Source organism: Hydrogenophaga sp. GW101-3F08, assembly GCF_059424585.1.
The window spans coordinates 529,854-551,469 of record NZ_JBWKZP010000002.1 but is presented as its reverse complement, the minus strand read 5'-3'; the positions used below and the strand labels follow the sequence as shown (position 1 = coordinate 551,469).

The following is a 21,616-nucleotide window of genomic DNA, read 5'->3' as shown; positions in this document are numbered from 1 at the left end:
CCACCAAAGGTGATGGTGCCGCCCTCTTTCACCGGTTTGAGCCGGGCCAGGCCCTCGGCCGTGGTGGGGAAGATGCCCTCGTCCACGGCGAGCGCACCGGTCTGCTTGCGGAACTTCGAGTCCGACAGCGGCGCGTCCACCATGTAGCGTTTCTGGAAGGCGCGCTCGCCGGCCAGCGCGTCCAGGTACTGGTGGTAGCGGTGCAGCTTGAGTTCGTGCTGTTCGGCGGTGCTGATGCCGTAGCGCGCGGCCACGTTTTCGCCGGTCTGCAGCATCGGGTTCTTCGCATAGGGGTCGTGACCCATGTTCTCGGGCACCCAGTGTTCGGTGATGCCGTAGCCGCCCGTGCCCGAGGGGTCGGGGTAGTACACCACCGGCCCGTTGGACTGGCGGTCCGCCATCACCAGCAGCGCGCATTGCGCGGTGCCGCACACCACTTCCTGCGCGGCCATCTGCAGCGCGCGCACGCTGGTGGCGCAGGCCTGCTGCACGGTGGGGCCGGCCACGCGGTCGATGCCCATCAGGCCGGTCACGTAGGGCAAGCCATAGAAGCTGCCCTTTTGCGGGTTGGTCATGCCCAGCAGGCCCAGGTCGATCTGCACCATGTCGAAACCACGGGCGGCCAGCGCCTGTTTGCCCACCGCCGCGGCCAGCGGCAGAGCGTTCATGTTGGCCAGCGAACCCTGCCATTTGGCGAAGGGCGTGGACCAGTAGATACCGTAGGGAATGAAGGCTTGCATTCGGCTTGTCTCCTGTGTGGATTGGAATGGAAATGGCCCACTGAAGGCGGGTCTGAAACGGCGACCTAGGACAAACCCTAGTCCTGGGGAAAACGACCGGTTTGCGTGTTGTGGGGTCCGATGTTTGGTTATAAACTATAACCAGATATTTTCGTTTGAGCAAGGAACCTCCATGTCGATCGCCTCCATTTCCGCCGACCTCTCCCTTGAAATCCGGGGCGCCGTGGCGATCGTCCGGCTCACCCGGGCGGCCAAGCGAAACGCCATCAACGACGGCCTCGTCCTGAGCCTGCGCAACGTCTTCGAAGGCTTCGGCCCCGAGGTCAAGGCGGCCGTGATCGAAGGCGAAGGCGAACACTTCTGCGCCGGGCTTGACCTGAGCGAAATCAGCGAGCGCGACGCGGTGCAAGGCATGCACCACTCGCGCATGTGGCACAAGGCGCTGGACGCCGTGCAGTTCGGCCCGGTGCCGGTGATCGCCGCGCTGCACGGCGCGGTGGTGGGCGGCGGCCTGGAGCTGGCCAGCGCCACCCACATCCGTGTGGCCGACGAATCCACCTTCTACGCGCTGCCCGAAGGCTCGCGCGGCATCTTCGTCGGCGGCGGCGGCTCGGTGCGGGTGCCGCGCCTGGTGGGCGTGGCGCGCATGACCGACATGATGTTGACCGGCCGCGTCTACAACGCGCAGGATGGCGAACGCGCCGGCTTCGCGCAGTACCTGGTCCCCCAGGGCCAGGCGCTGAACAAGGCGATCGAGCTGGCGGAGAAGATCGCGCAGAACGCGCCCACCACCAACTTCGCGCTCACCCACGTGCTGCCGCGCATCGCCGACCAGAGCGCCGACCACGGCCTGATGACCGAGGCGCTGATGGCCGCCATCGCGCAGTCCGCGCCCGAGGCCAAGGAGCGCGTGAAGGCCTTCCTGGAAGGCCGCGCCAACAAGGTGCAAAAAGGCTGAGCCTGCCGCTTCCCCGCCAGCGCCCGCGCAAGCGGGCCAGGCCCGACAAAGGGCCGAATGCCACAACGACGATCCGGAGACAAGACATGAACACCGAGACCCCTCAGCACAAGTACCGGCCCATGGAATTCGGCGTGCCCCGTGTGGTGGTGCGCGAAGGCAGCAGCGGTGTGCGCTATGTGCGCGGCGAACCCGAGCTGCTGCCCTACGCCCGCACCATGGGCGAGCGCCTGGCGCACTGGGCGAAAAACGCGCCGGATCGCACCCTGTTCGCGCGCCGCGTGCGCCACGCCGATGGCACGGCCGGCGACTGGCAGCACCTGAGCTTCGCGCAAGCACTCGACGGTGCGCGCCGCATCGGCCAGGCGCTGCTGGACCGCGGCCTCGACGCCGAGCGCCCGGTGGTGATCCTGAGCGAAAACGATCTGGAACATGCCCTGCTTTCGCTGGCCTGTCTGTATGTGGGCGTGCCCTACTGCTCCACCTCGCCGGCCTACTCCATCGTCAGCACCGACCACGGCAAGCTCAAGCACGTGATGAGCACGCTCACCCCGGGCCTGGTGTTCGCCAGCGACGGCGCGCGCTTCGCCAAGGCGCTCAACGCCGCGGTGCCGGCCGACTGCGCCGTGGTGCTGACCAGCCTGGGCGGCTACAGCCGGCCCGCGGGCGAGCTGCTGACTTTCGAACAGCTGCTGGCCACCGAGCCCACCGCCGCGGTGGACGAGGCCCACGCCCGCGTCAGCCCGGACACCATCGCCAAGTTCCTGTTCACCTCGGGCTCGACCAAGATGCCCAAGGCGGTGATCAACACGCACCGCATGTGGTGCGCCAACCAGCAGCAGATGCGCCAGTCCATGACGCCGCTGACGCAGGACCCCCTGGTGCTGGTGGACTGGCTGCCCTGGAACCACACCTTCGGCGGCAACCACAACTTCGGCATGGTGCTCTACAACGGCGGCACGCTCTACATCGACGACGGCAAGCCGGTGCCCGCGCTCATGGGCGAGACCCTGCGCAACCTGCGCGAGATCGCGCCCACCGTGTACTTCAACGTGCCCACCGGCTTCGAGGTGATCGCCGACGTGATGAAGACCGACGACGTGTTGCGCAAGAACCTGCTCAGCCGTGTGCGCATGTTCTTCTACGCTGCGGCCGCCTTGTCGCAACCGATCTGGGATGCGCTGCACGAATGCCAGGAACGCGAGATCGGCGAGCGCATCGTCATGTGCACCGGCCTGGGCATGACCGAGTCCGGCCCGTTCGCGCTCTCGGTCAACAGCGCCGACGTGAAGGCCGGTGACTTGGGCGTGCCCACGCCCGGGCTGGAGATCAAGCTGGTGGACATGCAGGGCAAGATCGAGGTGCGCTACAAGGGACCGAACGTCACCCCCGGCTACTGGCGCAGCCCCGAAGCCACGCAGGAAGCCTTTGACGAAGAAGGTTTCTTCTGCAGCGGCGACGCCGTGACCTGGATCGACCCCGACGACCTGCACAAGGGCTTGCGCTTTGACGGCCGCATCGCCGAAGACTTCAAGCTCAGCACCGGCACCTTCGTGAGCGTGGGGCCGATGCGCGCCAAGGTGATCGCCGCCGGCGCACCGTATGTGCAGGACGTGGTGCTCACCGGTCTGAACCTCAAGGAAGTGGGCGCCATGATCTTCCCGACCCAGCACGTGCGCACCCTGAGCGGCCTGCCCGCGAGCGCGCCCATGGCCGAGGTGCTGGACAACGCCTACGTGAAGGAACACTTCCAGCACGTCATCACCCAGTTGGCCAAGACCTCCACCGGCAGCGCCACGCGCATCGCGCGCGCCATCGTGCTGGCCGAGCCGCCGTCCATCGATCTGGGCGAGATCACCGACAAGGGCTCGATCAACCAGCGCATGGTGCTCAAGCACCGCGACGCCCTGGTGCAGGCCCTGCACGACGACACCGCCCCGAACATCATCAAACCCCAAGCCTGAAAGCGAACACCACCATGAACATCCAAGGACACGCAGCACTGGTCACCGGCGGCGCCTCCGGCCTGGGCGAAGCCGTCGCGCGCGAGCTCGCCCGCCAGGGCGCCAAGGTCGCCGTGCTCGACGTCAACACCGCGCTGGCCGAGAAGGTGGCGGCCGAGATCGGCGGCGTGGCCTGCGCCTGCGACATCACCAACACCGAGAGCGTGACCGCCGCCATCGCCAAGGCGGCCGCGGCCCACGGCCCGGCGCGCATCCTGATGAACATCGCCGGCATCGGCACCGCCAAACGCATCGTCGGCAAGGACGGCAACGCCGCGCCGCTGGAGGACTTCGCCCGGGTGATCAACGTCAACCTGATCGGCAGCTACAACATCAGCCGCCTGTTCGCCGCCGAGTGCGTGAAGCAGGCCCCGATGGAAGACGGCGAGCGCGGCGTGATGATGTTCACCGCCTCGGTGGCGGCCTTCGACGGCCAGGTGGGCCAGCAGGCCTACAGCGCCTCCAAGGGTGGCCTGGTGGGCATGACCCTGCCCATGGCGCGCGATCTGGCGCAACACGGCATCCGCGTCTGCACCGTGGCACCCGGCCTGTTTGCCACGCCGCTGATGAAGCAGTTGCCCGAGCCGGTGCAGCAGTCGCTGGCCGCGTCGATTCCGTTCCCCTCGCGCCTGGGCAAGCCGGAAGAGTTCGCGCAGCTGGCCGCGCACATCGTCACCAACGGCCATCTGAATGGTGAGGTGATCCGGCTCGACGGTGCCCTGCGCATGGCGCCACGGTGAACACGCTTCGCAAGACATTTCTCTCCGAGGCCTGTTCCATCCATGTCCAAAACCGTCGTCTTTGAGGTCGAGGTGATGTTCGGTGACTGCGATCCCGCGGGCATCGTCTTCTACCCGAACTTCTCGAAGTGGATGGACGCCTCGTCGTTGAACTTTTTTCGCCAGTGCGGCGTGCCGCCCTGGCGCGAGCTGATCCGCACGCGCGGCATCGTGGGCACGCCGCTGCTGGAGGTGCGCAGCCGCTTCTTCCACCCGGCCTCGTACGGCGACCGCCTGCGGGTCCACACCCACGTGAGCGAATGGCGCGCCAAGGTCTTCACCCACCACCACGTCATCTACCGCGATGACCTGGTGCTCTGCGAAGGCAGCGAGACCCGCGCCTTCGTGGTCCACCCGCCCGGCGAACCCGACCGCATCAAGGCCATCCCGGTGCCGGCGGACATCCGGGCGCTGTGCTGCGACGCATAGAAAAACAACAAGCATTTCCCTGCTCTTTCCCCAAACCACCCTCAACGAGGAGACATCCCATGAAACACATCAAGACCCTGGTCGCCCTGGCCATCACCACCCTGGCGGGCGCCGCGCAGGCGGACATCAACATCGGCGTGAGCTTGGCGCTCACCGGGCCGGGCTCCGGCCTGGGCATCCCGATGCAGAACCAGTTCAAGCTGTTCCCCAAGACCATCGCGGGTGAAAAAGTCAACCTGATCGTCCTGGACGACGCAACCGACCCTGGCAAGGGTGCGGCCAACGCGCGCCGCTTCGTCACCGAAGACAAGGTGGACATGATCATCGGCTCGTGCATCACCGCCGTGGCCGCCGCCATGAGCGACATCGCCACCGAAGCCGGCACGGTGCAACTGGCCGGCTCGCCCGTGGGCCTGCCGCCCGGCAAGGACAAGTGGGTGTTCCGCCTGCCGCAGTCCAACACCGTGATGGGCCACGCCATGGTCGAGCACATGAAGAAGCAGGGCGTGAAGACCCTGGGCTTCCTGGGCTACACCGACGCTTACGGTGAACAGTGGCTCAAAGAAAGCGCCCCGCTGCTGGAGAAAGCCGGTATCAAGCTGGTGGCCACCGAGCGCTTCGCCCGCACCGACACCAGCGTGACCCCGCAGGCGCTCAAGATCAACGCCGCCAACCCCGACGCGGTGCTGATCGTGGCCTCGGGCAGCGGCGCGGCCATGCCGCACATGGCCATGGTGGACCGTGGCTTCAAGGGCAAGATCTACCAGACCCACGCCGCGGCCACGCAAGACCTGATGCGCGTGGGCGGCAAGGCCGTGGAAGGCGCTTTCGTGGTCTCCGGCCCGGCCGTGATCGCCGAGCAGCTGCCCGACAGCCACCCGTCCAAAGCGGTCGCCGTGGACTTCGTGCAGAAGTACGAAAAGGCCGTGGGCGCCGGCCTGCGCAACCAGTTCGCCGGCCACGCCTACGACGCGCAGATCACGCTGGAGAAGGTGATCCCCATGGCGCTCAAGAAGGCCAAGCCGGGCACGCCCGAGTTCCGCGCCGCCATCCGCGACGGCATGGAAACCATGGGCCGCACGATCTTTTCGCACGGGGTGATGAACTGGACGCCCACCGACCACTGGGGCTTCACGCTGGAAACCGGTGTGATGCTCAAGGTCGTCGACGGCAAATTCAAAGTGGAGTGATTCGGAGCACCCCCCTGCGCCGCTGACGCGGCTTCCCCCTCTCTGGCGCGCCTTCGGCGCTGGGAGGGGAGACGGCATCTCGGGCCGGCAGAGCCGGACCCTTGATGCCGCCGGAAGGAGGCACTTCGCGCGTTGCGAGGTCCTCTTACTCCCTCGCCCCTTTGGGGAGAGGGCTGGGGTGAGGGGCAGGCGCGAAGGGGGCTTTCTTCGGAAGGTCTTGGTGCGTCACCGTTTGAAGTTCTTTTCCGCGCTTACTTTTTTTGCTAAGGGTCTGTATGGATTTCTCCATTGCCAGCATTCTTCTGCTGGACGGCTTGACCAACGGTGCCGTGTACGCCCTGCTCGGGTTGGCAACGGTGCTGGTGTTCACGGTCACCCGCGTCATCTTCATTCCCCAGGGGGAGTTCGTCGCCTATGGCGCGCTCACCCTGGCCATCTTCCAGACCGGCCAGGTGCCGGGCACCGTGTGGCTGTTGCTGTTGCTCGCTGGCGTGGCCGCGCTCATGGAGCTCTCCAGCCGCTGGCAGCACCACCGCAACGCGCTCACGGCGGTCAAGGCCACGGGCCGCATGCTCATCGTGCCGCTGCTGGTCTCGGGCGTCGCCATCTGGGCCGCGCCGCAGCAGTTTCCGCTGGCCGTGCAGGCCGCGCTGAGCGTGGCCATCGTCACCGTCTATGGCCCGCTGGTCTACCGCGTGGCCTACCAGTCGCTGGAGAGCGCCACGCCGTTGGTCCTGCTGATCGTCTCGGTGGGCGTGCACTTCGCCATGACCGGTCTGGGTCTGCTGTTCTTTGGTGCCGAGGGTTTCCGCAACCCCAGCTTCTGGGACCTGCGGCTGAACGTCGGGCCGATCATGCTGTCGGGCCAGGCCATCATCACCGCGCTGGCCACCATCGCGCTGATCGTGCTGCTGTGGCTGTATTTCGAGCGCTCGCTGCGCGGCAAGGCGCTGCGCGCCACCGCGGTCAACCGCACCGGCGCGCGCCTCATGGGCATTTCCTCACACGCCTCGGGCCAACTCACCTTCACCATGGCGGCCTTCATTGGTGCGCTCTCGGGCCTGCTGATCGGCCCGACCACCACGGTGTTCTACGACTCGGGCTTCCTCATCGGCCTCAAGGGCTTCGTGGCCGCCGTGGCCGCGGGCCTCTCCAGCTACCCGGGCGCGCTGGTCGCGGCGCTGTTCGTGGGCGTGATCGAGGCTTTCGGCTCGTTCTGGGCCAGCGCCTTCAAGGAAGTGATCGTGTTCACGCTGATCCTGCCGGTACTGCTCGTCCGCTCCCTGCGCAGCGGCCACTCGGACGAGGACCACTGACATGAAGCCCACCCCCGTCGCTTGCTCGCTGCGCGTAGCCGCATCCCCCCTCAAGGGGGCAACACCAGCGCCCCGGCAAAGCCGGTTGCGCGGTGTTCCCCGGTCTGCGCCCTTTCGTTCGCAACACATCTGTCGCCGAGTCGAAAACTGACATGCCCACTCTTCAAAACAAAGGCCTGCTGGTCCTCGCGGCGGCCATTCCCCTGATCGCGGTGCTGCCCCTGCCCGACTTCTGGATCACCCAGCTCAACTACATCGGCATGTACAGCATGACGGTGATGGGCCTGGTGCTGCTCACCGGTGTGGGCGGGCTCACCTCGTTCGGCCAGGCGGCGTTCGTCGGCATCGGGGCCTACACCACGGCCTGGCTCACGCTCAACACCGGCATCTCGCCCTGGCTCACGCTGTTCATCGGCATGGGCCTGACCGCCGCCAGCGCGCTGCTGGTGGGCCTGATCACACTGCGCATGTCGGGCCACTACCTGCCGCTGGCCACCATCGCCTGGGGCCTGTCGCTCTACTACCTCATGGGCAACCTGGACGCGCTGGGCAAGTACGACGGGCTGCTGGGCCTGCAGAGCCTGTCCATCGCCGGCTTCGACATCGGCCAGGGCCGAGGCTTCTTCGTGCTCACCTGGGCCATCCTGCTCGCCTTCGCCGCGGCCTTGCTGCACCTGCTGGACTCGCGCGCGGGCCGCGCTATCCGCTCGCTCAAGGGCGGCTCGCAAATGGCCGAAGCCATGGGCATCAGCACCTTCCGCTACAAGGTCACGATCTTCGTGCTGGCCGCGCTGTTCGCGTCCGTGGCGGGCTGGCTGCTCGCCCACTTCCAGCGCACGGTCAACCCCTCGGCCTTCGGCCTGAAGATGGGCATCGAGTACCTGTTCATGGCGGTGGTCGGCGGCGTGGGCCATGTGTGGGGCGCCATCGTCGGCGCGGGCCTGATCCGCGTGCTCGAAGACCAACTGCAGGTGCTGCTGCCAAGGCTCATCGGCACCAGCGGCAGCTACGAGGTGATCGTGTTCGGCATTGCCCTGGTGGTGGTGCTGAAGTACCTGCCCGACGGCCTGTGGTCCATGGTGGGCAAACGCGTGCCGCGCCAACCCCGCGCGGTGGACTGGGCGCAGGCCGAAGCCCTGCCCGAGCGCGCCAAACCCGCGGCCGGCGAGCTGGTGCTCGACGTGAAGAAAGCGCGCATGCAGTTCGGGGGCCTGGTGGCGGTCAACGACATCAGCTTCCAGATCCAGGCCGGCCAGATCGTGGGCCTGATCGGCCCCAACGGCGCGGGCAAGTCCACCACCTTCAACCTCATCACCGGCGTGTTGCCGGCCACGCGCGGCGAGGTGGTGTTCCAGGGCGGCAACATCAGCGGCAAGCCCTCGCGCGAGATCGCGCGCCTGGGCATGGCGCGCACCTTCCAGCACGTCAAGATGATCCCCGACATGACGGTGCTGGAAAACGTGGCCCTGGGCGCGCACACCCGTGGGCGCAAGGGCGTGCTCACCGCCATGCTGCGCGCCAACCGGGCGGAAGAAAAGCAGCTGTTCCGAGAGGCGCAGCGCCAGCTCGAACGCATCGGCATGGGCGACCACCTGCACGAGCAGGCCGGCAACCTCGCCATGGGCCCGCAGCGGCTGATGGAGATCGCGCGCGCCCTCTGCGCCGACCCGACCCTGCTGCTGCTCGACGAACCCGCGGCCGGCCTGCGCCACCAGGAGAAGCAGGCCCTGGCCGGTGTGCTGCGCCAGTTGAAAGGCGAAGGCATGAGCATCCTGCTGGTGGAACACGACATGGACCTGGTGATGCAGATCTGCGACCACCTGGTGGTGATGGAGTTCGGCACCCTGCTCACCCAGGGCCCACCCGCGCAGATCCAGCAGGACCCGAAAGTCCGCGCGGCCTACCTCGGCACGGAGCATTGACATGAGCAACCCCATCCTTCAAGTCAAGGGCCTGCGCGCCGGCTACGGCCGCGCCGAGGTGCTGCACGGCATCGACATCCAGGCCGAACCGGGCAGTGTCATCACCGTGATCGGCCCCAACGGCGCGGGCAAGTCCACCCTGCTCAACACCCTCATGGGCATCCTGCCCGGCAAGGGCCTGATCGAGTTCCGCGGTCAGGACATCGCCACGCTCACGCTGGAAGAGCGCGTGATGAACGGCATGTCGCTGGTGCCCGAGAAGCGCGAGCTCTTCGGCACCATGCCGGTGGAAGACAACCTGCTGCTCGGCGGCTTTCGCCAGATGCGCCTGGGCAACGCGCAGTGGCGCAGCCGGCTCGACGACGTGTACACCCTCTTCCCCCGCCTGCAGGAACGCCGCACCCAGCTCGCCGGCACGCTCTCGGGCGGCGAGCGCCAGATGCTGGCCGTGGGCCGCGCGCTCATGTCGCGCCCCGACCTGCTCATGCTCGACGAGCCCAGCCTGGGGCTGGCGCCGCTGATCGTGCGCGAGATCTTCTCCATCATCCAGACGCTGCGCCAGACCGGCGTGACCATCGTGCTGGTGGAGCAGAACGCGCGCGCCGCCCTGCAGGTGGCCGACCACGGCTACGTGCTGGAGATGGGGGAGCTCAGCGCGCAAGGGCCGGCCAGCGAACTCGCCAGCGACCCGCGCGTGATCGAAACCTACCTGGGCACCGCGCGCCAGGCCGCCTGAGCCTCCGCCAGCCCACTCTTCACGCCCACCCCGCCATGAACGCCTACCAGCCCCGCCTGGCCGACCACGACTTCATCCTGCTCGACGTGCTGCAGGCGCCGCAGACCCTGGCCGAGCTGCCCGCTCTGGCCGAACACGCCGACCCCGACCTGCTGCGCCAGGTGCTGGAGGAAGCGGGCAAGTTCGTCGGCGAGGTGGTGGCACCGCTGAACCGCGAGGGCGACGAGGTGGGCGCGCAGTGGCGCGACGGCGCGGTGACCATGCCGCCCGGTTTTCGCGACGCCTATCAGGCCTTCTGGCAAGCCGGCTGGCCTTCGCTGGCCTGCGCGGTGGAAGACGGCGGCCAGGGCCTGCCCGCCGTGCTTGAAGCCCAGCTGTACGAAATGCTCAGCGCCGCCAACCACGGCTGGACCATGGCACCGGGCCTGCTGCACGGCGCCTACGAGTGCATCAAGCACCACGCGTCGGACGGGCTGAAATCGACCTACCTGGAGAAGATCGCCAGCGGCGAATGGCTCGCCACCATGTGCCTGACCGAGCCCCACGCCGGGTCGGACCTCGGCCTGGTGCGCACGAAAGCCCTGCCCCTGTCCGACGGCCGCTTCGCGCTCAGCGGCACCAAGATCTTCATCTCCGGTGGTGAACACGACCTGAGCGACAACATCGTGCACCTGGTGCTCGCGCGCCTGCCCGACAGCCCGCCCGGCCCGAAAGGCCTGTCGCTGTTCCTGGTGCCGAAGTTCTACGAGGACGGCGACGGCCGCAGCGCCGGGCCGTCCCAAGCAAGGCCAGCCCCCACGGGGGGCAGCGAACCACACGAAGTGGGGAGCGTGGGGGCACGGGAGCGCAGTCCGGTGGTGTGCGAGCGCATCGAAGAAAAGATGGGCCTGCACGGCAGCCCCACCTGCGTGATGCGTTTTGACGACGCCCCGGGCTGGATCGTGGGCGAACCCGGCAAGGGCCTCAACGCCATGTTCGTCATGATGAACGCCGCGCGCCTGCACGTGGGCCTGCAGGGCATCGGCCTGCTCGAAGCCGCCTGGCAGAAAGCCGACGCCTACGCGCAGGAACGCCGCCAGATGCGTGCGCCGGGCAATACGAGCAAGGCGGCGCCCGTCCCCGCGGTGAACGGCGTGGGGGTCACAGTTCAGGCAGATGCCATCGCCCTGCACCCGGCGATGCGCCGCATCCTCGACACCCAGCGCGCCTGGATCGACGCCGGGCGCGTCATCGGCTACCGCACGGCGCTCGAACTCGACACCCAGAAACACCACCCCGACGCCGCACGGCGCGAGGCCGCTGCGCGCTGGTGCAGCCTGGTCACCCCGGTGCTCAAAGCCGCCTGGACCGACCAGGCCTTCCACGGCGCCAGCGCCTGCCTGCAGGTCTTCGGCGGCCACGGCTATGTGCGCGAGTGGGGCATCGAGCAGCACGTGCGCGACGCTCGCGTGGCGATGATCTACGAAGGCACGAACGAGATCCAGGCGATCGACCTGCTGCTGCGCAAGGTGTTGCCCGACGGTGCGACCGCGCTCAGGACCCTGCTGGCCGAGCTGGCCGTCGAGCTGAGCGACAGCCCCGCTGCCACGCGCACCCGGCAGGCCATGGCGCGCCTGGCCCGCTTCACCGGTGAACACCTGCTGCCCCACACCCAGGCCGCCGGCGCCGCCCCCGACACCCCCTACTGGCTGGCCGACGACTACCTGCGCGCGCTGGCCCTGGTGCTCATGGCCTGGGCCTGGTCGCGCATTGGCGCCACCGCGGGCGCCGAGGCCGGGCGCTGGAGCCAGGCCCAGGCCGGTTTCTGGCGCTGGGTCTGGCCCGAATTCGAGATGCGCCTGAGCATGCTGGAAGCCGGGTTGACGCCCGCTTGACCTGCATCACCGGCACCCATCGGCCACCGCGCTATCCTCGCCCCATGCCCGAGACCACCGCCCCCACCGCCCCGCCCCGCGCCCGTGCACCGCGCAAGACCAGCGCTCGCGCCACCGTGCCGGCCGCACCCCAGGCCCCCAGCGCCACGCCCGAGCTCGACACCGCCTACCTCGAAACCCTGCTGGGCTACAACGCCCGGCGTGCGGCGCTCACGGTGATCTCGATATTCCTGCCGCGCATGGCGCCCTATGGCCTGCGACCGGTGGATTTTTCGGTGCTCTCGCTGATCGGCCACAACCCCGGCGTGACCTCGCGCCAGCTCTGCGCGGCGCTCGACATCCTGCCGCCCAACCTGGTGGGCATGATCAAGAGCCTGGACAAACGCGGCCTGATTGAACGCCGCCCCCACCCCACCGACCGCCGCGCCCAGGGCCTGCACCTGTCGGCCGCCGGCAAGAAGCTGCAGCGCGCGGCCCAGGCCACCGCGACCCGGCTGGAGCGGGAAGCCACGCACGCGCTGTCGGAGGACGAGGTGCAGACCCTGATCGGCCTGCTGCGCCGGGTCTACCTCCGCTAGGAGCCTGTCCATCCGGATTTGTCCGCATCAACCGCCCGGTGTGCGGACAAATGCACAGCCCGGGGCTTTACGGCCCTATTGCTGCAGTGCACACAGCTAGCAAACGGGTAGCAACGCACGATCTGGCCTATAGTGGCATCGTCCGCCCGCCTGAGGTTGGGTCAGGAGAACCGCATGAGTGCCAGAGACAACACCGCCGTGATCCAGCTCTACACCCTGCTGGAGGCTCGCTATGCCTTGCGGGTGATCTGGGCGCTCAGCGACGGCCACCCCCAGACCTTTCGCCTGCTGCAAGACAGTGTGGGCGGCGTCACCCCCAACACCCTGAACACCCGCCTGAAGGAACTGCGCGCGGCCCGGCTGGTGGACCACACCGGTGATGGCTACCGGCTCACGAGCCAGGGCGCCGATCTCGCACGCCGCCTGAGCGAGGTCCAACCGTTCGCCAGCAAATGGGCCCACCAGCAGGCCCGCGCGGCCGCGGTCCCGCTGTCGGCGCGCGGCCCGATGAACTGAGAACGCCCCCGGGCATCGGACCAGGGTGCCCCCCGGCCGGTCAGGACATAAAATCACGCCCCGGGTGAGCGGGCCGATGCCCGCCACCGCCCCCCCGACAGCCCACACAACGCGCCGCTGGCACCGGTCCGACCGGTTTTCAGCGCGCCGCGGGCTGTGGCGAACGGGCCGCATGCGCTGCCCGCCCCGCGCCAGAAAGCGCGGTTTCCGTCCACGCCGCCCCTTGAAAACGGGGTCAAAGACCCTATTTGCTTCGCAAAGCTTTTTTCTTGACCGCCTCTCGCTGAGGCCTTACCTGAACCCCAACGCTCATGAGCCCTACGCCCGAGAACGCCGCCAACCCACCGGTCCAGACCTCTGAAACCACCACATCGGATCCCGTGAGCGAAGCGGAAGCCCTCGCCGCGCAGGCCGCCAACACGGCAGACGCCCAGGCCGCGCTGGCCAACGAGCTGGCCACCCTCAAGGCGCAGAACGCCGACCTGGCCGACCAGTTCCTGCGCGCCAAGGCCGAGGCCGAAAACGCCCGCCGCCGCGCCGAAGACGAGATCAGCAAGGCCCGCAAGTTCGCGGTGGAGAGCTTTGCCGAGAGCCTGCTGGCCGTGGCCGACAGCCTGGAAGCGGGCCTGGCCATCCAGGAAGCCACGCGCGAGCAGCTGCGCGAAGGCTCCGAAGCCACGCTCAAGCAGCTGAAAAGCGCGCTGGAGCGCCACAAGGTGCTGGAAATCGCCCCCGCGGCCGCCGCCCGGTTCGACCCGCACCAGCACCAGGCCATCAGCATGGTGCCGGCCGCCCAAGAGCCCAATACGGTGGTGGCCGTGCTGCAAAAGGGCTACCTGATCGCCGACCGCGTCCTGCGCCCCGCGCTGGTCACGGTGGCGGCCCCGAAATAGGGCTTTTGTGAGGGGTCGCCCTTGAAAAGGGGCTGACTTATCCACACATCATCCACATCGCATTCACAGCGTCTTCACACCTTTTTCAACCATCATTTTTCAAGAACCGGAGCAGAGAACATGGGAAGAATCATCGGCATCGACCTGGGCACCACCAACTCGTGTGTGTCCATCATGGAAGGCAACACCACCAAGGTGATCGAGAACTCGGAAGGTGCACGCACCACGCCCTCGATCGTGGCTTACCAGGAAGACGGTGAGGTGCTGGTCGGCGCCAGCGCCAAGCGCCAGGCCGTGACCAACCCCAAGAACACGCTCTACGCGATCAAGCGCCTGATCGGCCGCAAGTTCACCGAGAAAGAAGTCCAGAAGGACATCAACCTCATGCCCTACTCCATCGTGGCCGCCGACAACGGCGACGCCTGGGTGGAAGTGCGCGGCAAGCAGATCTCGGCCCAGCAGGTCAGCGCCGACATCCTGCGCAAGATGAAGAAGACCGCCGAGGACTACCTGGGCGAAGCCGTGACCGAGGCCGTGATCACGGTGCCGGCCTACTTCAACGACGCCCAGCGCCAAGCCACCAAGGACGCTGGCCGCATCGCCGGCCTGGACGTCAAGCGCATCATCAACGAGCCCACCGCCGCGGCCCTGGCCTTCGGCCTGGACAAGCAGGAAAAGGGCGACCGCAAGATCGCGGTGTACGACCTGGGTGGCGGCACCTTCGACGTGTCCATCATCGAGATCGCCGACGTCGATGGCGAGAAGCAGTTCGAAGTGCTGTCCACCAACGGCGACACCTTCCTGGGCGGCGAAGACTTCGACCAGCGCATCATCGACTACATCATTGGCGAGTTCAAGAAAGAGCAAGGCGTTGACCTGTCCAAGGACGTGCTGGCCCTGCAGCGCCTGAAGGAAGCCGCCGAGAAGGCCAAGATCGAGCTCTCCAGCTCGGCCTCGACCGACCTGAACCTGCCCTACATCACCGCCGACGCGTCGGGCCCGAAACACCTGAACCTCAAGCTCACGCGCGCCAAGCTCGAAGCCCTGGTGGAAGAGCTGATCGAGCGCACCATCGCGCCCTGCCGCACCGCCATCAAGGACGCCGGCATCAGCGTGAACGACATCCACGACGTGATCCTGGTCGGCGGCATGACCCGCATGCCCAAGGTGCAGGAAAAGGTGAAAGAGTTCTTCGGCAAGGAGCCGCGCAAGGACGTGAACCCCGACGAAGCCGTGGCAGTGGGTGCCGCCATCCAGGGCCAGGTGCTCTCGGGTGACCGCAAGGACGTGCTGCTGCTCGACGTGACCCCGCTGTCCCTGGGCATCGAGACCATGGGTGGCGTCATGACCAAGATGATCGGCAAGAACACCACCATCCCGACCAAGTTCAGCCAGGTGTTCTCCACCGCCGAAGACAACCAGCCGGCCGTGACCATCAAGGTGTTCCAGGGTGAACGCGAGATTGCCTCGGGCAACAAGCTGCTGGGCGAGTTCAACCTCGAAGGCATCCCCGCTTCGCCGCGCGGCATGCCGCAGATCGAAGTGACCTTCGACATCGACGCCAACGGCATCCTGCACGTGGGCGCCAAGGACAAGGGCACCGGCAAGGAAAACAAGATCACCATCAAGGCGAACTCGGGTCTGTCCGAAGCCGAGATCCAGCAGATGGTGAAAGACGCCGAGCTCAACGCCGCCGACGACAAGAAGAAGGTCGAACTGGTGCAGGCCCGCAACCAGGCCGAAGCCATGGTGCACAGCGTGAAGAAGTCGCTGGGCGAACACGGTGACAAGCTCGAAGCCTCTGAAAAAGAAGCCATCGAGGCCGCGCTGAAAAACGTGGAAGAAGCCGCCAAGGGCGAGGACAAGGCCGACATCGAGGCCAAGACCGAAGCCCTCATGACCGCCAGCCAGAAGCTGGGCGAGAAGGTCTACGCCGCCTCGCAGGCCGAAGCCGCCGCAGCGGGCGCCAGCGAAGGCGCCGGCCAGGCCAGCGCCGACAAGGCGTCGGCCGATGACGACATCGTTGACGCCGAGGTGAAGGAAGTCAAGAAGGGCTGAGCGGCCGCCTGACGGCTCCACCCTGCCGCCGCGTCCGGGCAACCTGACGCGGCGTTTGTGTTCAAACAGAACTGCAACAGACCATGGCTAAACGCGATTTTTACGAAGTGCTGGGCGTCCCGAAAAACGCGTCGGACGAAGAGATCAAGAAGGCGTATCGCAAGCTCGCGATGAAGCACCACCCCGACCGCAACCAGGGGGACGCCGCCAAGGCCGCCGAGGAACGCTTCAAGGAAGCCAAGGAAGCCTACGAAATGCTCTCGGACCCGCAGAAGCGCGCGGCCTACGACCAGCACGGCCACGCCGGCGTGGACCCGAACATGCGCGGCGGCCCGGGTGCCGACGGTTTCGACGGCTTCTCAGGCGCGTTCGGCGACATCTTTGGCGACATCTTCGGTGGCGCGCGCGGCCAGCGCAGCGGCCGCCAGGTCTACCGCGGCGCCGACCTCTCGTACGCCATGGAAATCAGCCTGGAAGAGGCGGCGGCCGGCAAGGAAAGCCAGATCCGCATCCCCAGTTGGGACGACTGCGAAACCTGCAAGGGCACGGGCGCCAAGCCCGGCACCAGCGTCAAGACCTGCACCACCTGCCACGGCCAGGGCCAGGTGCAGATGCGCCAGGGCTTCTTCAGCGTGCAGCAGACCTGCCCGCACTGCCACGGCAGCGGCAAGATCATCCCCGAGCCCTGCACCACCTGCCACGGCCAGGGCAAGATCAAGAAGCAGAAGACGCTGGAGATCAAGATCCCCGCCGGCATCGACGACGGCCAGCGCATCCGCAGCACCGGCAACGGCGAACCGGGCCAGAACGGCGGCCCCTCGGGCGACCTCTACATCGAGATCCGCCTGCGCAAGCACGACATCTTCGAACGCGAAGGCGACGACCTGCACTGCCAGGTGCCGGTGAGCATGACCATCGCCGCCCTGGGCGGCGAGATCGACGTGCCCACGCTGCAAGGCAAGGCCACCATCGACCTGCCCGAAGGCACCCAGAGCGGCAAGACCTTCCGCCTGCGCGGCAAAGGCGTCAAAGGCGTGCGCGCCAGCTACCCCGGCGACCTGTACTGCCACGTGGCCGTGGAAACACCCGTCAAGCTCACCGAGCACCAGCGCAAGCTGCTCAAGGAGTTGGACGAGTCGTTCCGGAAAGGCGGCCACAAGCACAGCCCGAACGACAAGGGGTGGTTTGAAAAGGCCAAGAGCTTCTTTTCGTAGAAAAGCTGAGCGAAGCGAAGGCTTGGCCTTTCGCTAAAAAGCGAAGTCTTTCTTTTCGTGAGAAAAGAAGGGCAGTAGCGCTCGCGAACCGCGAGCGCTACGCTTTTCGCCAGAAGGCGACGCGCTTTTTCAGCTGATTGCGACTGAAAAATCAGAGCAGCCGAAGGGCAGCGGGTGGCCTTCGGGGCAGATTGATGGGCGAGAATCATTGAATTGATACATCCGATGGAAGTCGTTCATGATTCAACTTCGGCATCTGCCGCGTGCCACCGTCAAACAAGGGTCTGCCTCAGCCCGGAGAGGCTCCTGGAAGACACTCTGCCTTTCGATCGTTGGTATCGCCCTCGGGCAACTCGCCGCCTGTGGCGGCGGAACAACAACCTCGACGCCACCGAGCGGTCCTGAATCGTCTCTGGCTTCAGAGAAGACAGAGACGACCGCAGGCGACAGCGAAACCACGAACCAGAGGAATGCCGTCTTTGGGGCGAGCGGCTCCAACGTGCCTCCGGCATACGGCTCACAGTGGCTGCAATACGCCAGGCGCTGGACGACCGTCAAAATGGGTGGTGGTGGTTATGTGCCCGGCATCATCTACCACCCGACCGTGCCCAATCTGCGCTACGCCCGCACCGACGTGATGGGTGTGTACCGATGGGACCATGCCAACTCGATCTGGGTGGCGCTCACCGATCACTTCGACCGGTCCGAGGGAGTCCACCAGGGTGCCGAAAGCATGGCTCTCGATCCGACCGACCCGAACAAGGTCTACATGACGACGATGCAGGCGGTTCAGTGGGGCAACGGGCGCCTCTACTACTCGTCCAACCAGGGTAACTCCTGGAGCCATGTCACACTGCCTTTCCCCGTCGGCGCGAACAACCGGGGCCGCGCCATCGGCGAGCGCATGATGGTCGATCCCAACGTGCCGTCCACCATCTTCTACGCCTCGCGCACGGCCGGCCTCTGGAAGAGCACGAACAGCGGCCAGACCTGGAACCAGGTGAGCTCGCTGTCGTCGCACGTGATGTCGACGACGGAGATCGACAACAACGACGGCGGTAGCCCGATCGGCGTGGAGTTCGTGGCCTTCGACCTCTCGGTGCCCACCTCAGGCTTCACGCCTTCGGGCAACCCGACGCAGACGATCTACGTCGGCATCGCGCCGGACTACAAGAACCTGGCCGGGCTCTCCGCGTATCTGTACAAATCAACGAACGGCGGCGCCACCTGGTCGCCGGTGGCGATCCCCACAGCCGTGGTCACCGCGCTCGGTGCCGACAACATCCACATCCCGCACCTCGCCCGCGCGGCCGACGGCATGTGGTACGTGCCATTCGCCTCCAGCCCTGGGCCGGGCAGCAGCGCGCCGTCGGTCCTGTACAAGTTCGACGGCACGAACTGGACCAAGCTGATCGAGTCCGGCGACGGTCGCTACTTCGGCGGCATCGGCGGCCTCTCGGTCCATGGCAGCGGCGCGACAACCAAGATCGCCTTCGGCGTCTCCGGCACCTGGGGCGATGACGGCTGGGTGCAGATTGCGATGCGTTCGGCCGACGGCGGCGCCACGTGGTCGGAGTTTGGGCGCTCCGGCGACATCGACGACAGCCTGAACTACCACGACGCCACCGGCTACTGGGGATGGCCCGACGACCTCGAGATCGACCCCTTCAATCCAGAGCATGTCTCCTATGTGCTCGGTGGTGGCGTCGTCTCGACGACCGAAGGCTTCTCGGCGACACTCCCGCGCTGGAAGTACGACGTGAACGGTATTGAGGAGATGGTCAACCTGGTGCTGACCGCACCACCTCCGGGCGCACCCTATGTGCTGGCCAGCGGGCATGGCGACACCGGCCTGTACGTGCACACCTCGCTGACCACATCGCCGACACGGTCACCGACGGCGCAGCTCAGCGGCAGCGGCGGCAATGGCACCGGCATCGACATGGCCTGGAACAACCCATCCTTCATCGTGGGCGTGGGCACCTTCGACCACACGTCCAAGGGTGTGTACAGCACCAACGCCGGCCTCACCTGGACACTGTTCCCCTCCGTGCCTCCGGTGGGCAACGCGACCGGCGACGAATCGAAGGTCGCCGTCACGGCAGACGGTGGGAACATCATCTGGGCGATCAGGGGGCAGGTGCCGTACTACACGACGAACCGAGGCGCCTCGTGGACGGCCACCAACCTGCCGGCACCGATCGTGGCGTATCACATCGCGGCGGACCGCAAGAACCCGCTGAAGGTCTACGCCTACGACCACGGCGGCAACTGGTGGTACCCGTCCAACAGCGCCAGGTTCTACACATCGACCGATGGCGGGCACACCTTCACGGCGAATGCACGGACCTGGGCACCGAACGGAAACGGTGTCACCGGCCTGGCCGTCAACCCCTTCGTGGAAGGCGACGTCTGGCTGGCGGACGCAAACAACCTGTGGCGCTCGGTCGATTCCGGCCTCACCTGGACGAAGCTGAGCGCGATGGCGACGGTGGGGGCGGAATTCACCAATGTGCACGGTGCCATCAAGGTCGCACTCGGAGCACCTGCCCCGGGATCGGTCCATTCGGCCACCGTCTATCTCGTGGGCACGATCAACGGCGTCGACGCCGTTTATCAATCCGTCGACATGGGCGCCACCTGGCTCCGAATCGACGACGATCATCACCGCTATGGTGGCGTCAACGGGATCGCGGCTGACACCAGTGTCTTCGGACGTGTCTATCTCCGGGGTCGCGGAATCAACTACGTCTATCTCCGGGGTCGCGGAATCAAATACAACACCAATGGCACCTAGCCAGGGGCTCGCTACAGGATTCCGCAAAAATTTTTGGACGGTCCGGCGTAGCCCTCTGCGTCACAGGCTTCGCCCGAAAATGGCTCCCCGGTGCTCCAACAGGAAGGGTCGGGAAATGGTTGCTTGCACAATGCCGGCATGAAAGCCCTGCTGCTCTACGCCGCCACCGCGCTGGCCGAGATCGTCGGTTGTTACCTGCCCTACCTGTGGCTCAAGCAGGGCCGGTCCATCTGGCTGCTGCTGCCGGGCGCCCTCAGCCTGGCGCTGTTCGCCTGGCTGCTGACCCTGCACGACACCGCCGCCGGACGGGTGTACGCGGCCTATGGCGGGGTCTACATCGGCGTGGCCCTGCTGTGGCTGTGGGCGGTGGACCAGGTGCGGCCCACGCTGTGGGACCTGGCCGGCGCGAGCGTGGCGTTGCTCGGCATGGCCATCATCGTGATGCAGCCGCAGCGCTGAACCACAACGCCCCGGGCCGACAGCGAAGCGGTGCGACCGGATGGGGTGATCCGATACTCCCTATGCGCCGGACCGTATGGCGAAACCGCTGGCAACGGCGATCATGGCGGCTCATCCCGGCCACGCCCTCCAGCCCATGACGCCCCCCTCGCCAACCGCCTCACCCGACCGCCTGCGCGCCCTGCCGCGCGCCGAAGTCCATGTGCACCTCGAAGGCTGCCTGCCGGTGCCGCAGCTCGAAACCTGGGCCCGGCGCCACGGCGAGCCTCTGCCCCGTCCGCCCGGGCAGTTGCTGCATTTCGACGGCCTCGCCGATTTCCTGCACTTTCTCGACTGGGCCTGTGGACTGGTGCGCACGCGGGAGGAACTGGCCGAGGCGGCCTATGGGTTCAGCCAGCGCCTGGCGGCCAGCGGCACCGGCTACGCCGACCTGATCTTCAACCCCACCCACTGGAAGCCCTGGCGCGGCCGCCTGGGCGCCTTGATCGACGCGCTGGACGCCGGTTTTCGCGCCGCCGAACAGGACGGCCTGCCGCCCGTGGGTCTGTGCGTAAGCCTGCTGCGCACGCAATCGGCCGACGCCGCGGCCGAGCTGGTGGACACGCTGGTCGCGCTGCGACACCCGCGCGTGGTCGCGCTCTCCATCGACGGCAACGAGGCCGCGGCCGGGCGCACCGGCCCGCGCTTTGCCGAGGCCTTCCGCCGCGCGGGCGCGGCCGGCCTGAAGCGCACCGTGCACGCGGGTGAGTCCAGCGGGCCCGAAGGGGTGCGCGATGCGATCGAATGGCTCGGCGCCGACCGCATCGACCACGGTGTGCGCGCCATCGAAGACCCCGCCCTAATGGCCCTGCTGGCCGAGCGCCAGATCCCGCTGGGCGTGTGCCCCACGTCCAACCTCAAGCTCGGCGTCTACCCGTCCATCGACGCCCACCCGGTGGACCGGCTGCGCCGCGCGGGCGTGCCCGTCTCGCTCAACACCGACGACCCGGCCCTGCTGGAGACCACGCTCGAAGGCGAATACGCGCTGTGCCAGGCCGCCTTCGGCTGGACCGACGACGAGCTGCGCGCCGTGGCCCGCACCTCCATCGACGCGAGCTTCGCCAACTCGAACATCAAAGCCCAACTGCGCGAGGCCCTGAACCGCTGGTGAACCC

Annotated in this window: 17 protein-coding genes and 1 pseudogene; 17 read left to right on the top strand and 1 reads right to left on the bottom strand. The window is 67.1% G+C overall.

The genetic code is table 11. The annotated features are described in order from the left end of the window. Window positions 1–11 precede the first annotated feature (11 nt). Window positions 12–668, bottom strand: a pseudogene (locus tag AC07YZ_RS08210) (thiolase family protein); the annotation flags it as partial. Window positions 669–912: 244 nt separating this feature from the next. Between AC07YZ_RS08210 and AC07YZ_RS08205 the strand changes: the two are divergent. The 17 genes from AC07YZ_RS08205 (at window position 913) to add (ending at window position 21,612) form a co-directional block, all read left to right on the top strand. Continuing rightward, window positions 913–1,698 carry a crotonase/enoyl-CoA hydratase family protein gene (locus AC07YZ_RS08205; protein ID WP_494794390.1) on the top strand — a complete coding sequence of 262 codons (786 nt, stop codon included), beginning with the start codon at window positions 913–915 and terminating at the stop codon, window positions 1,696–1,698. Between the two features lie 86 nt (window positions 1,699–1,784). After that, window positions 1,785–3,662, top strand: a complete 1,878-nt coding sequence (locus AC07YZ_RS08200) for a feruloyl-CoA synthase (protein WP_226493663.1) — start codon at window positions 1,785–1,787, stop codon at window positions 3,660–3,662. 14 nt (window positions 3,663–3,676) lie between these two features. Then, a complete protein-coding gene (locus tag AC07YZ_RS08195; protein ID WP_494794389.1) occupies window positions 3,677–4,441 on the top strand; it encodes an SDR family NAD(P)-dependent oxidoreductase in 765 nt (254 codons plus the stop codon). Between the two features lie 42 nt (window positions 4,442–4,483). Further along, window positions 4,484–4,909 (top strand): acyl-CoA thioesterase, encoded by a 426-nt coding sequence (locus AC07YZ_RS08190; RefSeq protein WP_494794388.1) that lies wholly within the window; start codon window positions 4,484–4,486, stop codon window positions 4,907–4,909. Window positions 4,910–4,968: 59 nt separating this feature from the next. Then, the gene (locus AC07YZ_RS08185; protein WP_226493666.1) at window positions 4,969–6,099 is read left to right on the top strand and encodes an ABC transporter substrate-binding protein; all 1,131 of its coding nucleotides are present in this window, start codon (window positions 4,969–4,971) and stop codon (window positions 6,097–6,099) included. Between the two features lie 275 nt (window positions 6,100–6,374). Next, on the top strand, window positions 6,375–7,415 hold the full coding sequence (locus AC07YZ_RS08180) for a branched-chain amino acid ABC transporter permease (RefSeq protein ID WP_494794387.1): 1,041 nt from the start codon (window positions 6,375–6,377) through the stop codon (window positions 7,413–7,415). A gap of 152 nt (window positions 7,416–7,567) precedes the next feature. Further along, the gene (locus tag AC07YZ_RS08175; RefSeq protein ID WP_494794386.1) at window positions 7,568–9,337 is read left to right on the top strand and encodes a branched-chain amino acid ABC transporter ATP-binding protein/permease; all 1,770 of its coding nucleotides are present in this window, start codon (window positions 7,568–7,570) and stop codon (window positions 9,335–9,337) included. 1 nt (window position 9,338) lies between these two features. Further along, window positions 9,339–10,073 carry an ABC transporter ATP-binding protein gene (locus AC07YZ_RS08170; protein ID WP_226493669.1) on the top strand — a complete coding sequence of 245 codons (735 nt, stop codon included), beginning with the start codon at window positions 9,339–9,341 and terminating at the stop codon, window positions 10,071–10,073. A 35-nt stretch (window positions 10,074–10,108) separates the two neighbouring features. Further along, complete coding sequence (locus AC07YZ_RS08165; RefSeq protein ID WP_494794385.1) at window positions 10,109–11,947, top strand: acyl-CoA dehydrogenase family protein; 1,839 nt, start codon at window positions 10,109–10,111, stop codon at window positions 11,945–11,947. Window positions 11,948–11,991: 44 nt separating this feature from the next. Further along, window positions 11,992–12,525 (top strand): MarR family winged helix-turn-helix transcriptional regulator, encoded by a 534-nt coding sequence (locus tag AC07YZ_RS08160; protein WP_226493671.1) that lies wholly within the window; start codon window positions 11,992–11,994, stop codon window positions 12,523–12,525. 174 nt (window positions 12,526–12,699) lie between these two features. After that, window positions 12,700–13,041: a winged helix-turn-helix transcriptional regulator gene (locus AC07YZ_RS08155; protein ID WP_226493672.1), complete on the top strand. Its 342-nt coding sequence runs from the start codon at window positions 12,700–12,702 to the stop codon at window positions 13,039–13,041. A 311-nt stretch (window positions 13,042–13,352) separates the two neighbouring features. Then, complete coding sequence (gene grpE / locus AC07YZ_RS08150) at window positions 13,353–13,934, top strand: nucleotide exchange factor GrpE (protein ID WP_226493673.1); 582 nt, start codon at window positions 13,353–13,355, stop codon at window positions 13,932–13,934. A gap of 120 nt (window positions 13,935–14,054) precedes the next feature. After that, window positions 14,055–15,992 (top strand): molecular chaperone DnaK, encoded by a 1,938-nt coding sequence (gene dnaK / locus AC07YZ_RS08145; protein ID WP_494794384.1) that lies wholly within the window; start codon window positions 14,055–14,057, stop codon window positions 15,990–15,992. A gap of 83 nt (window positions 15,993–16,075) precedes the next feature. Beyond that, window positions 16,076–17,206: a molecular chaperone DnaJ gene (dnaJ, locus tag AC07YZ_RS08140; protein WP_494794383.1), complete on the top strand. Its 1,131-nt coding sequence runs from the start codon at window positions 16,076–16,078 to the stop codon at window positions 17,204–17,206. Window positions 17,207–17,444: 238 nt separating this feature from the next. After that, entirely contained in the window at window positions 17,445–20,003 is a 2,559-nt protein-coding gene (locus AC07YZ_RS08135; RefSeq protein ID WP_494794382.1) for a WD40/YVTN/BNR-like repeat-containing protein, read from the top strand. A 138-nt stretch (window positions 20,004–20,141) separates the two neighbouring features. Beyond that, the gene (locus AC07YZ_RS08130; protein WP_494794381.1) at window positions 20,142–20,462 is read left to right on the top strand and encodes a YnfA family protein; all 321 of its coding nucleotides are present in this window, start codon (window positions 20,142–20,144) and stop codon (window positions 20,460–20,462) included. A gap of 103 nt (window positions 20,463–20,565) precedes the next feature. After that, on the top strand, window positions 20,566–21,612 hold the full coding sequence (gene add / locus AC07YZ_RS08125; protein ID WP_494794380.1) for an adenosine deaminase: 1,047 nt from the start codon (window positions 20,566–20,568) through the stop codon (window positions 21,610–21,612). Window positions 21,613–21,616 lie beyond the last annotated feature (4 nt).

Bases quoted from the DNA above. Each gene is read 5' to 3' on its own strand.
- AC07YZ_RS08205 (WP_494794390.1), top strand. From the start codon at position 913: ATGTCGATCGCCTCCATTTCCGCCGACCTCTCCCTTGAAATCCGGGGC.
- AC07YZ_RS08200 (WP_226493663.1), top strand. From the start codon at position 1,785: ATGAACACCGAGACCCCTCAGCACAAGTACCGGCCCATGGAATTCGGC.
- AC07YZ_RS08195 (WP_494794389.1), top strand. From the start codon at position 3,677: ATGAACATCCAAGGACACGCAGCACTGGTCACCGGCGGCGCCTCCGGC.
- AC07YZ_RS08190 (WP_494794388.1), top strand. From the start codon at position 4,484: ATGTCCAAAACCGTCGTCTTTGAGGTCGAGGTGATGTTCGGTGACTGC.
- AC07YZ_RS08185 (WP_226493666.1), top strand. From the start codon at position 4,969: ATGAAACACATCAAGACCCTGGTCGCCCTGGCCATCACCACCCTGGCG.
- AC07YZ_RS08180 (WP_494794387.1), top strand. From the start codon at position 6,375: ATGGATTTCTCCATTGCCAGCATTCTTCTGCTGGACGGCTTGACCAAC.
- AC07YZ_RS08175 (WP_494794386.1), top strand. From the start codon at position 7,568: ATGCCCACTCTTCAAAACAAAGGCCTGCTGGTCCTCGCGGCGGCCATT.
- AC07YZ_RS08170 (WP_226493669.1), top strand. From the start codon at position 9,339: ATGAGCAACCCCATCCTTCAAGTCAAGGGCCTGCGCGCCGGCTACGGC.
- AC07YZ_RS08165 (WP_494794385.1), top strand. From the start codon at position 10,109: ATGAACGCCTACCAGCCCCGCCTGGCCGACCACGACTTCATCCTGCTC.
- AC07YZ_RS08160 (WP_226493671.1), top strand. From the start codon at position 11,992: ATGCCCGAGACCACCGCCCCCACCGCCCCGCCCCGCGCCCGTGCACCG.
- AC07YZ_RS08155 (WP_226493672.1), top strand. From the start codon at position 12,700: ATGAGTGCCAGAGACAACACCGCCGTGATCCAGCTCTACACCCTGCTG.
- grpE (WP_226493673.1), top strand. From the start codon at position 13,353: ATGAGCCCTACGCCCGAGAACGCCGCCAACCCACCGGTCCAGACCTCT.
- dnaK (WP_494794384.1), top strand. From the start codon at position 14,055: ATGGGAAGAATCATCGGCATCGACCTGGGCACCACCAACTCGTGTGTG.
- dnaJ (WP_494794383.1), top strand. From the start codon at position 16,076: ATGGCTAAACGCGATTTTTACGAAGTGCTGGGCGTCCCGAAAAACGCG.
- AC07YZ_RS08135 (WP_494794382.1), top strand. From the start codon at position 17,445: ATGATTCAACTTCGGCATCTGCCGCGTGCCACCGTCAAACAAGGGTCT.
- AC07YZ_RS08130 (WP_494794381.1), top strand. From the start codon at position 20,142: ATGAAAGCCCTGCTGCTCTACGCCGCCACCGCGCTGGCCGAGATCGTC.
- add (WP_494794380.1), top strand. From the start codon at position 20,566: ATGGCGGCTCATCCCGGCCACGCCCTCCAGCCCATGACGCCCCCCTCG.